The 12,897-nt window shown below is 68.8% G+C and carries 11 protein-coding genes and 2 tRNA genes; 9 read left to right on the forward strand and 4 right to left on the reverse strand.

Annotation, left to right across the window (positions count from 1 at the left end):
- Positions 1 to 317: 317 nt before the first annotated feature.
- Together P696_RS0111395 and P696_RS44795 are read right to left on the reverse strand one after the other, a co-directional pair.
- Complete coding sequence (locus tag P696_RS0111395; protein ID WP_026412443.1) at positions 318 to 914, reverse strand: TetR/AcrR family transcriptional regulator; 597 nt, start codon at positions 912 to 914, stop codon at positions 318 to 320.
- A 665-nt stretch (positions 915 to 1,579) separates the two neighbouring features.
- Entirely contained in the window at positions 1,580 to 2,548 is a 969-nt protein-coding gene (locus tag P696_RS44795; protein ID WP_051467387.1) for an AurF N-oxygenase family protein, read from the reverse strand.
- Between the two features lie 180 nt (positions 2,549 to 2,728).
- Between P696_RS44795 and P696_RS0111410 the strand changes: the two genes are divergently transcribed.
- The 3 genes from P696_RS0111410 to P696_RS0111420 all read left to right on the forward strand — a co-directional run bounded on the left by P696_RS0111410 (position 2,729) and on the right by P696_RS0111420 (position 5,833).
- Positions 2,729 to 3,211: an adenylyltransferase/cytidyltransferase family protein gene (locus P696_RS0111410; RefSeq protein ID WP_026412444.1), complete on the forward strand. Its 483-nt coding sequence runs from the start codon at positions 2,729 to 2,731 to the stop codon at positions 3,209 to 3,211.
- Between the two features lie 228 nt (positions 3,212 to 3,439).
- A tRNA-Arg gene (locus P696_RS0111415) sits at positions 3,440 to 3,512 on the forward strand.
- 2 nt (positions 3,513 to 3,514) lie between these two features.
- Positions 3,515 to 5,833, forward strand: coding sequence for a hypothetical protein (locus tag P696_RS0111420; RefSeq protein WP_026412445.1), 2,319 nt, complete (start codon positions 3,515 to 3,517; stop codon positions 5,831 to 5,833).
- Between the two features lie 793 nt (positions 5,834 to 6,626).
- On the opposite strand, the gene P696_RS0111425 is transcribed toward P696_RS0111420, so the two are convergent.
- Complete coding sequence (locus tag P696_RS0111425) at positions 6,627 to 6,842, reverse strand: hypothetical protein (RefSeq protein WP_026412446.1); 216 nt, start codon at positions 6,840 to 6,842, stop codon at positions 6,627 to 6,629.
- Between the two features lie 232 nt (positions 6,843 to 7,074).
- Between P696_RS0111425 and P696_RS57390 the strand changes: the two genes are divergently transcribed.
- The 5 genes from P696_RS57390 to P696_RS56870 all read left to right on the forward strand — a co-directional run bounded on the left by P696_RS57390 (position 7,075) and on the right by P696_RS56870 (position 11,292).
- Positions 7,075 to 7,194 (forward strand): DLW-39 family protein, encoded by a 120-nt coding sequence (locus P696_RS57390; RefSeq protein ID WP_211245696.1) that lies wholly within the window; start codon positions 7,075 to 7,077, stop codon positions 7,192 to 7,194.
- A gap of 183 nt (positions 7,195 to 7,377) precedes the next feature.
- Positions 7,378 to 7,450, forward strand: a tRNA-Ala gene (locus tag P696_RS0111435).
- A gap of 1,004 nt (positions 7,451 to 8,454) precedes the next feature.
- Positions 8,455 to 9,333 carry a peptidoglycan-binding domain-containing protein gene (locus P696_RS0111440; protein WP_051467326.1) on the forward strand — a complete coding sequence of 293 codons (879 nt, stop codon included), beginning with the start codon at positions 8,455 to 8,457 and terminating at the stop codon, positions 9,331 to 9,333.
- Positions 9,334 to 9,410: 77 nt separating this feature from the next.
- On the forward strand, positions 9,411 to 10,310 hold the full coding sequence (locus P696_RS44800; protein WP_211245697.1) for a peptidase inhibitor family I36 protein: 900 nt from the start codon (positions 9,411 to 9,413) through the stop codon (positions 10,308 to 10,310).
- Between the two features lie 34 nt (positions 10,311 to 10,344).
- Positions 10,345 to 11,292, forward strand: a complete 948-nt coding sequence (locus P696_RS56870; RefSeq protein WP_170026410.1) for a SpoIID/LytB domain-containing protein — start codon at positions 10,345 to 10,347, stop codon at positions 11,290 to 11,292.
- Positions 11,293 to 11,416: 124 nt separating this feature from the next.
- Here P696_RS56870 and P696_RS56875 read toward each other — a convergent pair whose 3' ends face one another.
- Positions 11,417 to 11,965 (reverse strand): NBR1-Ig-like domain-containing protein, encoded by a 549-nt coding sequence (locus P696_RS56875; RefSeq protein ID WP_170026412.1) that lies wholly within the window; start codon positions 11,963 to 11,965, stop codon positions 11,417 to 11,419.
- A 205-nt stretch (positions 11,966 to 12,170) separates the two neighbouring features.
- Between P696_RS56875 and P696_RS56880 the strand changes: the two genes are divergently transcribed.
- Entirely contained in the window at positions 12,171 to 12,407 is a 237-nt protein-coding gene (locus tag P696_RS56880) for a hypothetical protein (protein ID WP_026412449.1), read from the forward strand.
- The last annotated feature ends 490 nt before the right edge of the window (positions 12,408 to 12,897 follow it).

Raw genomic sequence — 12,897 nt, forward strand, 5'->3', positions numbered from 1 at the left:
ATGACCGGCGTACGCGACTCTCGACCACCACAGACACCGGGTGCGTCGCCTCATGTTCCGCCGCCACAGAGGTGACGCGGGCAACGACTTCTGACCACCCGCAAGACTCGTCGGATCCGTCAGACCCGGCGACCTGACGCCGAGGGCCTGTCTCGAAGTGGCTCTGGCCACGTGCGCGAACGCGTGACCTGCCCGGTGCCGCGATGCCGGAGGCGAGCGTAATCGGGCAGATCGCGAAGCGATGTCGCGTTCGCCCATGCACGGTCACGTAGCGAGCCTCTGGGCGAGGGAAGTGGGCCGGGACTTCGAAACACGGCCTAGTCGTTGGGGGAGGCGGCGGTGATGAAGCGGTTGATGACGGTTGCCCAGTCCGCGTCGTCCACAGGCGCGAGGTCCATCATGTTGGTGAAGAGGGTGCCGAGCGCGACGGACAGCAGGAACCGGGCCAGCGCACCGGACGGAAGGGACGCGTCCACCGCGCCCTCCTGCTGGGCCGCGGTGACCAGACTCTCCACGACCTCGAGGTGCGCGGTCAGCTCAGCGGCGAAGATCTCCGCCACCCGCGGATCCCGCCGAGCCGCGGCGGCCCCCTCGACCAGCATCGCGCTGATCTGCCGAGGCCGATGCGGAAGCTCCTCACCCAGATGCTGGACGACGTCCTGCACGGGCGCGCCCGCCACCCCGTCACTGATCAGCCGCGCCAACTCCCCGGGAATGTGCGCCTTGATGGCGTCCGCGAGCAACTCCGCCTTCGACGCGTACCGCGAGTAGATGGCCCCCGTGGACAACCCGGCCCGCCGGGCGATCTCGCTGGTGGCCGTCCCCGAGTAGCCCCGCTCGACGAACACCTCGGCAGCCGCGGCCAGCAGCCGCTCACGCGCCTCCGCGCTCGTCAACCCGGCCACTCTCCCCATGCCCTCACCCTAAGCGCCCCCACCCACCCCCCATCCAGCAAGCACCACCCCGCCCCGCCCCGCCCACCCGAACCCGATCCCACCGACCGAACCCGGCCCCGCCACCGAACCCAGCCCAACCACTCCCGCCCACGCCAACGCTCTCGTCCACGCGTTCGCCACGTCCATGTCCGCGTTCACGCGTTCACCCGCGCCCACGCCAATGCCCGCGCCCACGCCAATGCCCACGCCCACGCCCGCGTCCACGCCTCCGCACCCACGCTCCGCTTCCGCGCCCACGCTCACGTCCACGTCCACGCCGGCGCTCACGTCCGCGCCCGCGCCTGCGTCCGCGCTCACGCCCGCGTCCCGCGTCCGCGTCCACGCTCACGCCCGCGTCCCGCGTCCCGCGTCCGCGTCCACGTCCGCGCTCACGCCCGCGTCCCGCGTCCGCGTCCACGCCCGCGTCCCGCGTCCCGCGTCCCGCGTCCACGTCCACGTCCACGTCTGCGTCCGCGCCCGCGTCCCGCGTCCGCGTTCACGTCTGCGTCCGTGCCCGCGCTCACGTCCACGTTTGCGTCCGCGCTCACGCCCGCGCCCGTGTTCACGCCTACGTTCGTGCACTGCAGCCTGCGCGCGCGTGGCTGTTGCTTGCCCAAGGCGGGGGGCGTGGGTGTGGGGGTTGGTCAGTGGCGGGTGAGGGAGGCGGGTGGCGGGGTTTTGGGGGTGGAGAGCATGCCGGTGTGGTGCCAGATGCGGGCGCTCGGGCCTTCGATCATGCCGATGTCGGTGAGGAAACCGGTGGCGCGGCGGAAGGCCCAGCGGAGGGTGGCCTGGCGGTGGGGACTGGTTTTCGCTGTGCGGTAGGCGATGCGCGGATCGAGGTTGACGGCGCGGTAGACGGCGGGACGCGTGAGGCGAGGGGCCATCCGGAAGCCCACGCCGGCGATGCCGGACGCCTGGATGCGGCGTAGCGGACGCGGTGTCGAGGCCACCTGGTGTTTGAGCTCCTCGCGCGCGTACGAGATGTGCCGGGCCTCCTCGGCGACATGGATGCGGCTGATCGTCCTGACGAGGGGCTGGACGCGCTCGTCCGTCATGGTCACGCGCTGGACGGCGTCGGTGACCTCCTCGACGAGCAGGACGGCGGCGAACATCGCCATCGGCGGGTCGATGAGTCCGGCGAGCTTGCCGAGCTGGAACTCCGGCCAGGCCATCGGGTACGGGCGCAGGCCGGTCTTGCCGATGAAGCGTCCGAACATGGTGGAGTGACGGCACTCGTCGGCGGTCTCGGTGAGGGCGTACGCGATGTGCCGCGAGGTGGGGTCGCCCCGGTAGACGTGGCTGAGCAGGCCCTTCATCAGCATGATCTCCGACCAGATGCCGAACGACAGCATGCTGATCAGTTCGTGCCGGGACAGCTCGACGCGTTCCTCATGACTCATCCGATCCCACAGCGGCGTCTCGTAGAGGGAGAGCGTCTCGGGCGGGAGGTAGAAGAGGTCCGGGTCGAGCGGAGCGTCCCAGTCGATGTCCGCCTCGGGGTCGTAGGACTTCCTGGCCGACGCCTTGATCAGGCGTTCCGCCACCCGTTCCCGGTCGCGCAGCTCCACCGTGTGATCGCCGTCCGCGCACCGCACCAGCGCCGTCGTCATGATCGTCACGCCTCCTGGGGGATCGGGGAGTAAAAATAGTAGGCATTATTTTTATTCGGACGGCAAGGGCCCGGCCGGTGTGACGTGCGTCGCGTCGCCGGTCCTGGGCCGGGGTGCGTGACGGGCCGGTCCCCGTGTCGTGTTCACTGTGTGGCAGGGGAATCGACCTGCGGAGGACGGATGGCTGTGGGCGGTCAGCGGCTGACGGCGACCTGGGCGGGCCCGCGCCCGGACGGACGGCCCGTCGTCGCCACGGGCGTGTTCGATGTCCTGCACATCGGGCATGTCCGCTTCCTGCGAGAGGCCGCGGCACGCGGTTTCCCGCTGGTGGTCGGCGTCGAGGACGACGACCGCGTCCGCGCGTGGAAGGGCCCGGGCCGTCCGGTGAACCCCGCCGCCGAACGTGCCGAGGTCCTGTCCGCGCTGCGCTCGGTCGCGGGTGTCTTCGTCATCTCCGGACCGCCCGAGGTCTCCAAGTGGGCGGACTACTCGGAGCTACTGGCGTCCCTGGAACCAGTCGCCCTCGCCTACACGGCCGGCGACCCCCACACTGAGGCCAAGCGCCTGGGCGCCGAAGCCATGGGCGCCCAGGCATGGGAGTTCGGCCTGACCGAAGCCCACTCCACCAGCGCGATGCTCGAAGCCATCACCTCCCTCGGCTGATCCCCAAGGCCTCAGTCAGCCCCGGAGCCCCACGGGGACGCGCCGACCTCACCGCCGCGTCCTTCCTCGCCGACCCGTTCGCCGCCGAACGCCTCCCCCGACACAACCCCGCGCCGGGGCCCTTTCGGCGGAGTCGGGCGGGTGCGGTTGTGGCATGCGCCCTGGGCCGCGGGCTGCGGACAAATCTGATTGCGGGGAGTTCGTTCGGTTTCTAGGGTCGGTTCTGATCAGCGTGTAGCTCAGGTAGGAGAGCACCGGGCTTCGGACCCGGAGGGCGCGGGGGCGGAGCCCGCCACGCTGGCTATGAACATCGGAGACGGTTACCCGCTCGGACAGCTCGCGCGTGCGTTCACCACGGCCGCGCGACACGAGGACCCGGCCACCCGGCGTCGTGCCGAGGAGCGTGTTCGGGCGTGGACGCGAGTCCTCGAAGGGAAGGCCGACGGGACCCTCAGCATCGGAAGCCGCACTCCGGTGGCCGGGCTCCCGGCATGGGTCACCCTTGAGGTCGTTCGCGGCGGCTTCGCCACCGGCAGGCCGCTGGCGGACGGTCCGCCGCTCCCCCACGAACTCGCCGTCGCGCCCGACCGAGCGGGTGCCTTCGCGTACTACCTGACCGACGAGGGCCAATCTGAGCTCAAGGCCATGCTGGACGCCGCGGACTACGAGATCACCGTTCCGGAAGAGGCAGCGCTGCTCACGGTCGCCTGGCTGTTGCGGGAGGGGGACCGCTCCGCCGCGCTGGACATCGTGGACACGATCGCGCCGTTCGCCGACCGGCTCCGTTTCGTTCCGGCGCGCCGTCCCGGCAGGCCGGGACGTAACCCGGAACACGTGTTCAGGAGCTCGGCCGGTGAGGTGCGCGCCGCCCTTCTCGCTCGCCGGACGCCTCCCGCGATCGACGCGATGCACGAAGCGCTGAGCGTGTGGAACCCCTTCGCCGACGGCCTCCTCGCTCACTGGCTGACCACCGTCGTGGACGGTCGTGTCGCCGTCGCCTTCCCCGAGGACTGGACGGAACAGGCCGCCGAACTGCTGGCCGAGTACCGCGTACTGGCGGTCGAGCACCGGCTGTGTTCCAAGCATCGTCGCCCGAAGGAGAACGCGGCGATCCTGCGCACGGCCATGGAAGACCTCGTCGGCGGCCGGACTCTGAAGCGGGGCCTGCTCCAGCATGCCGTCGATTCGATGGTCGCCCGGAGGGGGCGGCCCGGCTCCCCCGAGCACTCGGCTCTCCGCGAGCGCCAGGCCGCCGACGCCGCCCGTCCGACCCATCGCGCGTTGGCGACGATCGCGGCAGCCCGCCTGGCCGCCCTTCCCCAAGACGACGGCCTGCCCGACACCAGCGCCTTCATCCATCCGGTGACCCAAGAGGAGCACGTCCGGTCTCAAACGAACAGCCGTACCCAAGACCAGCCGGACGCTGGGGTGACCGTTGGGACGGTGATGCCGGACGTGGTGGCGCGGACGGTCGGGCAGGCGTTGAGCGCGCCGGTCGGGACTCTGGTCGAGCGGCGCGTCGTGCCCTCGGCGGAGGTGCTGGCGGGGCTCGTTCCGCAGCTGGTGGCGTCCACGGTGGCGCTCGACTACGACGACCGGGCCCTGGCGGCGCTGGTGTCGGCGGGGTACCGGGCGTTCCGGGGTCGGCGTTCGCTGTTGCTGGTGAACCTGGAGCACCAGGTGCGGTTCGAGGAGCTGCCGTGGGTGCGGGCGATCGCGTCGTGGCGGGGGAGCGGCGGTGACGCGGCCCGCGAGGCGGCGCGGACGACGCTGACCCGGCTCGGCGGGCTCACGCTCGGCGCGTTCCCGGGGACGATCATCCCGAATCGGCTGGTCACCGAGCTGGCGGCGCTGGCACGGCAGGCAGGCCTGGACGCGCCGTTCGTCGAGGAGCTCGCCGCGGACATCTTCATGGGCGCGTTCTCCACGAAGTTCGTGCGGGCGGCTGAGATCGCCGCCGAGCTGCTCGACGGGTCGCTCTACGTCCGGTATTACGGCATCGACGCGGCGCACCTCCATGCGCTGCGGGCCGTCGGCGGGGCCTCGACCCAGCAGACGGCGCAGGCCAGGAAGACGCATGTCGGTTTCACCTCCCATCCTGAAGCGGACGCCGCGAGGGAGTTCGCGGCGTTGTGTTCGGCGCGCGCGGGAACCGGGCACGGCTCGTGGGTGGTCGAGAACGGACGGGTCATCGAGCAGTCCCAGATCCTGACCACGCACAATCTCGCCGTGCTCGCGGCGAGAGCCGGTGTGACGCCCGAGCCCGGTTGGCCGGAGTCGGCCCGCCGCGCCTTCGCCATGGTGTGCGACCGGCTCGTCACCGCGCACCGGTCGGCCCTGCCACTGCGCGCCGTGAAGGACGCGGCGTACGCGTGGCGGCAGGCGATGTTCTTCCTGTCGATGGCCGGTGACGCCGAGGCGCGCGCTTTCGCCGCGTGGGCCCGGGACGAGACCGACCGCCTGTTCGGACCGGTGGCCACCCGCACGTCCGCGCCGACGGCAGGGCTGGACCGGGTGCTCGCGGGGCTGGACCACGTCCTGGACGGCGGCGGGCTGGACGGGGACGAGACGTACCCGCGCCGCTTCCTGGGATGGTCCGGCCGCTGGATTCTCGGCCGCTGACCACTGATCGAAAACTGGGGACGGAACGTTCGCCCCGCTCCCGAGATCCAGTGTTCCCGCAGTGTGCGGCCACGGAAAGCGCGTCCACAGATTGTGGATAACCCGAAGGTCCGGGTGGCGTCGCCTAAGCGCGGTCACCTCACTTTAGGCGGCGGGACGGCCGGACAACGCGCCGCCCCAGCGTGTCGCGTGGTGGGGCCTGTGGATGCGGCGCACAGTGTGGTTCACAGGAAGATGATCTGGGGACCCGGCTGGGGATTTCCCGTGGGCAGACGGTTTCCACCGGATGCGGCACACTGTGGAGGCCCGTCACCCACAGCCTGTGTACGAGCACGGGACGCCTCGTCCGCGAGGACGCTCAAGCACTGGTCAGAACGTTATCCACCAGGTGGATAAGCGGATGTCCACTTGTGGGCGGCCTGGGGACACGAAGTGGATAGCGGACGTCCATCGCTCCCCACAGGTTGTGCACCGAAGTTATCCACAGGCTGTGGAAGATGGGGATCCGTGCGAGCGTCGCCCACAGCTCGTCCCCACCGTTGTCCAGAGGTGTCGCCCGACGCGCGAACCCTTGGCCAGCTGGGGATTCACGTGTGGATGACGGCCTGGAAAGCCCCGGCTCAATCAGGCAAGAAACGGCGCAAACCGCCCTTTCAGGGCTGTGGATGAAGGTCCTCCGCTGCCCAGCCCAAGGGGCGGCAGGCGCCTCACCCGATTACGGACGTTCCGTCCGTCGCCTTCGCGCAGGCACACGGTTCGCTGATAGCGATCACGTCCGCGCCCGAGCCCGGCATCACAGCCCGGCGCGCCACAGGAGAAGGATCATCGAGGAGAGGACGAGGCCGACGATGCCCAGCGGCCTCTCGCCCAAGGTGATCAGGACGGTGCAGCCGGCGGCCATGGTTCCCGCGATCACCAGCGGTCCACGCAGGCCCGATGGTTCCGGACGATCCGTCGCCCCGCCCCCCAGCTCCTGCTCCCAGAGACCGAAGTCGTCCTCTGCGCCCATCGGGACTCTCCTGACGTCGATGCCCCGGATTATCCGGCCGATCGGCGTTCAAATCGAGATGGCGTGGCGGCCACAGGCCCCGCACCGTCGTTGGACGGCACGTCCGATAACGGCACAGGGGGTGCGGATCGCTCGGCCCGGGTTGCTAGGCTGCGGAGAACCTGGGGGAAGAGTCTCCTGACACCCATGTCCCTCGGGTTGGCTTCATAGTCGAGGTGAAGGGGTCCCCACCGTGAAGAAGCTTCTCGTTCTGGCCGTTGTGGCTCTCGGCGGGTTCGTCGTGTGGCGTCGTCTGCAGCAGGACCGGGCGGAGCTGGACCTGTGGACCGAGGCCACGTCCACCGACAGCTGAACCGGTATCCGCCGTGCATGGCCCCGGCGTGACCGGGACGGACCACCGTTCCGATCCCGCCGGGCCCAGGCGGCGCACGACCGCGTCCGCGTCCATGGTCACGACCGCGTCCATGGCCGCGCACGCCGCAGCGATATCCGGGCGCGTGCGATGCCCATCCCCCGGTAAGCTTTGACCCGCCGAGGGGCCTTAGCTCAGTTGGTAGAGCACCGGCTTTGCAAGCCGGGTGTCAGGGGTTCGAATCCCCTAGGCTCCACCTGCGAGAACACCCCCGTCCGACCATCGGGCGGGGGTGTTCGTGCGTTCGGCGTGCTATCAGGCCGTCAGGAACAGCCCACCGGCCGGGCTTCGGTGTCCGGTCGGCTCCGACTCGGACAGCAGCCTCGATCTGGACGCGACAAAGTGACAGGAACTGGCCTGCGGCGCTGCGCCTGGCAAAGGCTTGATCACTCGGACCGCGCCTGCTTGTTCACTCATCACGTCTTCCGTGCTTTTGCCTGTACTGGTCGGTCGATAATGCTGAACTATCGCGGATGTGTGGAGCGTTGGCTCACGCGGGGCAAGGGCGCGAAATAGTGGACGGCCGGGAACTTTATTTGGGTGACGTTCGTGTGGATCTGTTGGGATGTTGCCTCGCGTTGGATGCCGCGCTGTTCGGTGAATCCTCTGGCGATCTCTGAGTGGAGTGCGCGTCGTCATGACGTGTTCGCTGCCGTGTGCATTGGCGATTCGCGATGGCGGCAGCCTCAGGGGTCTTTCTGACCCCCTGGACGCTGGCCGCATATGTCGTGGCGGATCTGGGTGGCGGCATGGCTGTATGCCTCCTGGTGGTGGATGGACCACGAGATTCGTGGTCGGGAGGTGGACGCTTTAACCCGTACAAGAGCCCGTTCGCAAGGGGAATCGGTGGACGCGGGACAGGTGTCGCGGTCACGGGACACGTCCGGCGCGGGCGGCTCCGAGGCGCGTCCGACGGTTAACACGGCCGATGTGTTCGGCGGCGGTGGTGACGTGTCTTGCCTGGCAGGAGCGGTGGACGGACAACACGGACAGTCCGGTTGATGCATCAGTGTGCCGTTTGTCCGGTCAAGGCGTAAGCGTCCCGTTTGGGCATCAATCCGCCTGTAAGGCGGCGCGTGCGGGTGTACGAGGAAGCGTCGAACAGGCTGACAACACCGACGTATTGCGGACACGTGATCGTCCCCGGAAGTGTTGGTCCCACCTCGAGCACGCCCCCCGCTGCAGACCAGGAGATTTTCGATGAAGCTGCCTAAGTACGCCGCTGCCGCCACGGCGGCCGTCGTGCTCACCTCGATCGCCGGCGTGACCGCGGTTTCGGCGGCGCAGGGGGACAACAGCCACAAGGCGGCCCCGTCGTCCGATGCGTCCGCGCTTCCGAGCGTGAACATGGAGGCCCTTGTCAAGGCCGCGCAGATCGACCCGCGCCGCCCTGACAACAAGCTGACCCCTGGTGCCAAGGCCAGTGTGCTTCTCGTCGAGAAGGCGCTCGCGGACAGGAAGCTGCTCGACAAGAAGTGGGTGGACGGCTACTTCGGCACCACGACGACCGCCGCCTACACCAAGTTCCAGAAGTCCCTCGGTTACAAGGGGATCAGCGCCAACGGGCTGCCGGGCAAGTCCTCGCTCGCCAAGCTCGGCGCCGGGCGGTTCACCGTCAACCACGTCATCGTGCCGGGCCCGAAGGTGAAGTTCGGGACCAAGTACTACGTCAACACCCGCACGCAGAAGATGCTGCTCCAGGCGCAGAAGCTGCTGCACCGCAAGCTCGTCCTGGACCAGGGCTCCTACAACCCGGGCGGCGACCCCACGTCCGTCGGCACGCACGACGGCGGCGGCGTCGTCGACATCAACGTCAAGGGGATGAACGCCGCCACCCGCACCAAGGTGGCCAAGGCCATGCGCCAGGTCGGCTTCGCCGCCTGGGTCCGCAACCCCAACCAGGGTGACTGGCCGTGGCACATCCACGCGACGGCCATCAACGACACCGACCTGTCCGTGCAGGCCCAGCACCAGATCGGTGACTACTACCTCGGCCAGAACGGTCTCGCCAACCGTGGCAAGGACGACGGTCCGAAGGTGACCATCCGCACCTGGGAGGAATACCTGCGGGTCCGCTGATCACGGCGAACATCGCAGGATTCCCCTGACCCGTCCTCAAACCCCAGCCCCCGCCAGAAATCAAGGAGAAACAGCACATGAAAATGGCCACCAAGATCCTCACGACGGCGACTGCGGCAGCCGCCATCGGTGGTGCGGTCATCGCCACCACTGCTTCTTCCGCTGACGCGGCGGGCCGGAACGGCAAGTGTGATACCGGCGAGTTCTGCCTCTATTACAACAGCAACCAGAAGGGCTCGCTGTCGGACTTCACCGGGTCGGTGAGGGACTACGGCGCGAAGCAGCCGGGTTGCTACGACTTCAAGAGCGCCGGCGCCGGCAAGGGCAAGTGCGTCAAGAACGCGACCGCGTCCGTGTGGAACCGCAGCAGCAAGACCGTGCGGATCTACTTCAACAGCAACTACGGCGGCCGCTACCAGGACTTCAAGGCCGGGGCGAAGGGCAACCTGAACTCCTCCCTGAAGAACCAGAACGCCTCGCACGAGTTCTCGCCGTCCAAGCGCGTGAACCTGTCGTACGCGCTGTACAAGACCGGCGGCGGCTACATCTCCTGCGGCTTCGACAAGTACACCAGCACCACCGGCCGCCACGAGGGCACCGACATCACCCGCCGCGTCGGCTCCAAGATCTACGCCCTGGTCTCGGGCAAGGTCACCTACGTCCACCAGGGCCGCAACGGCCGGTCCAGCAGCAGCAACCTGTCCACGATCGCCATCTACAACGCCTCGGCGAAGAAGACGGTCATCTACCTGCACTCCGCGCCGTCCTCGTCCCTGCGCGTGGGCCAGAACATCGCGAAGGGCCAGTACCTCGGAACCGAGGCGTGGCACGGCGTGTCCTCGGCCGGTGGCGCGCACACCCACGTCGAGATGCGTCCCGGCTACCAGACGCACGCCTCCATCAGCGTCGGCGACCCGCACCTGGACAACCCGGCGCCGTACTCCTTCTGGGCCTCCCAGGGCTACAACTACCGCTGATCACCGGGACCGCTGACCGAAGGGAGAGATGATCGTGTCGAAACGGAAGATGGTCGCGCGGGCCACTGCGGTGACCGCGGCGATGACGCTCGGTAGCGCGGCTCTGGTGGCGGGCACGACCGGTGTCGCCGACGCCGCCGGACGCAACGGCAAGTGTGACACCGGCGAGTTCTGCCTGTACTTCAACAGCAACCAGAAGGGCTCGCTGTCGGACTTCACCTCGTCGGTGAAGGACTACGGCGCGAAGCAGCCGGGTTGCTACGACTTCAAGAGCGCCGGCGCCGGCAAGGGCGTGTGCGTCAAGAACCACACCGCCTCGGTGTGGAACCGCAGCAGCAAGACCGTGCGGGTCTACTTCAACAGCAACTACGGCGGCCGTTACCAGGACTTCAAGGCCGGGGCGAAGGGCAACCTGAACTCCGGGCTGAAGAACCAGAACGCCTCGCACCAGTTCAGCCCGTCCAACAAGCCCGCGCCCACCGGGTGCAAGACCGACGGCACCAACACCAAGGAACCGTCGACGATCCTCGTGTACCGCACGGGCAAGCACAAGGTCGAGCGGGTCAACTTCAAGTACTACGTGAAGAACGTCCTGCCCAAGGAGTGGATGCCGAGCTGGAAGGCCGAGTCGCTCAAGGCCGGGGCCATGGCCGTCAAGAGCTACGCCTGGTGGTGGGCGCTGCACTCGACGCGCAAGATCAACGGCCAGTGCTTCGACGTCTACGACAACACCAACAGCCAGGTGTACGTTCCGGGCTCGGCCACGGCGCGCACCAACTCCGCGGTGGACGCGACGTGGGGTCACCGGATGACCCGCAGCGGCAAGATCTTCATGGCGCAGTACTGCTCCACCACGACCGCGTGCGGCGCGTGGCGCGACGGTGAGTGGATGTCGCAGTACGGCTCGCGTGACAAGGCCAACGCGGGCTGGAGCTACACCCGCATTCTCAAGGCTTACTACCGCGGGATCGCCATCTCCTAGCCGGTAAAGCCTGTGACCTCTGGTTCCCCGTCGTGCTCCCACGACGGGGAGCCATTGGTCTGTGGACCGTCCGTGCCGCCGACCGTCCGCACCGTGGGGCCGTTCGTGTCGCCGGTCGTGTGGGTTACGAGTCGCGGACGATGAGCTGGAAGTTGACCGGACGGTTTCCGGAGAAGGCGACGCGTCCGGCGGAGTCCAGCATCTTGAAGCGCGCGATGCAGAAGCCCGGCTTCTTCGGCGTGGTGATCTCGACCCGGATGTCCACCTTGTCGCCGGGACGCGTGGTGTTGATGGGCACGCGGTTCTTGGTCCGGCAGTCGTCCGGCTTCTGCGGGAGGCCGAGTCGGCGCAGCGAATATCCACGCCAGTACAGTGCCCCGGTGTTCCGGATCCGCCAGATCTTGACGACGGTCTGGTTGGTGCCGACCTGCGTGCAGTCGCGCAGTGTGATGTCGTCGACGAACGCGGCCGCGTCGCCCTTGTGCAGCGGAGGGGCCCACGCCGGCTGGCTCGGTTTCACCGGGCAACCGGCTGCGGCGGCTGCCGCGGACGGACTGCCGGACGGGTTGGTCGCCTGCTCGCGGGGTTTGGAGTCGCCGTGGGTGGCGTTCAGCGCGTACGCGACCGATCCCACACCGGCCGCCACGATCGCGGCCGCGGCCAGGTAGGTCACCCGGGTCTTCCTCTTGCCGTTGCCGCGTGTGGCGGGCGGCAACGGCGTGGCCCGCTGGACGTCGCCACCGAGACCGACGGGCAGATGCGGCGGCGGATCGTGCAAGGGGGCAACGGCCGTCGCGGGGACGCCGGGCGGCTGCGCGGGCACAGGCGCCGAAGCCGTGGCCTGGCCCGATGGCTGCGGCAGTGAAGGAACGGACGCCGTGGCCTCGCCGGGTGCGTTCGCTGGCGCGGGCGGCTGCGCCGAGGTCTCGCCGGGCGGCAAGGGCGGTGCGGTCATGGACGCCGAGGTCTCGTTGACCGCCTGGTGCGGCTGCGATCCGACGGCTACGTGGATGGATGGACGCTCCGCGGCGCCTGCGGAGGAAGCCGTGGCCTCACCGGACGGACGGACCGTCGCGGCGCTCGCCTGGCTCGAGGCACCCGCGACGTCCGGCTGACCTGCGACGTTCGGCTGGCCTGCGGTGCTCGGCTGGCCTATGCCGCTTGGTTGACCTGCGGCGCTTGGCTGGCCTGCGGCGTTCGGGCCCTTGACCGTGAGGTTCGCCTGTTCCCAGCGTTCGCGGTACGCCTCGGGGTCGCCGCCGCACGCCTTGACGAACTCGGCGGTGGTTCCCCAACTCGGGAGTCGGTTCCCCTTGGTGGCCTCGTGCAGTGTCGTGTGTGAGATTGCACCTGATCGTCCGGACATCTCCCGGAATGACGGGTTGCCGACCGAGTTTCGGAGTTCTCGCAGGATCTCCGCGAAGCCCTCGATCGCCTCCGCTCGTGCACGCCTCTCGTCCACCGGCTGAAGCTAGCAGCGCTCACGGTAATCACTCAAGGCGTAACCCGTATTGCGGACGACCCTACAAACCACAACTGTCCTAGACCTTCCGTCGTCGCTCGGAGCGTGCTCGTGACCCGCACCGAGCTCCTGTGCCGGGCCGA

The organism is Actinomadura oligospora ATCC 43269 (genome assembly GCF_000518265.1).
GTDB lineage: Bacteria > Actinomycetota > Actinomycetes > Streptosporangiales > Streptosporangiaceae > Spirillospora > Spirillospora oligospora.

What these genes read in the sequence shown, in the direction of transcription:
- P696_RS0111410 (WP_026412444.1), top strand. Translation starts at nt 2,729, where the DNA reads ATGGCTGTGGGCGGTCAGCGGCTGACGGCGACCTGGGCGGGCCCGCGC.
- P696_RS44795 (WP_051467387.1), bottom strand. Translation starts at nt 2,548, where the DNA reads ATGACGACGGCGCTGGTGCGGTGCGCGGACGGCGATCACACGGTGGAG.
- P696_RS0111425 (WP_026412446.1), bottom strand. Translation starts at nt 6,842, where the DNA reads ATGGGCGCAGAGGACGACTTCGGTCTCTGGGAGCAGGAGCTGGGGGGC.
- P696_RS0111395 (WP_026412443.1), bottom strand. Translation starts at nt 914, where the DNA reads ATGGGGAGAGTGGCCGGGTTGACGAGCGCGGAGGCGCGTGAGCGGCTG.
- P696_RS44800 (WP_211245697.1), top strand. Translation starts at nt 9,411, where the DNA reads ATGAAAATGGCCACCAAGATCCTCACGACGGCGACTGCGGCAGCCGCC.
- P696_RS0111420 (WP_026412445.1), top strand. Translation starts at nt 3,515, where the DNA reads ATGAACATCGGAGACGGTTACCCGCTCGGACAGCTCGCGCGTGCGTTC.
- P696_RS0111440 (WP_051467326.1), top strand. Translation starts at nt 8,455, where the DNA reads ATGAAGCTGCCTAAGTACGCCGCTGCCGCCACGGCGGCCGTCGTGCTC.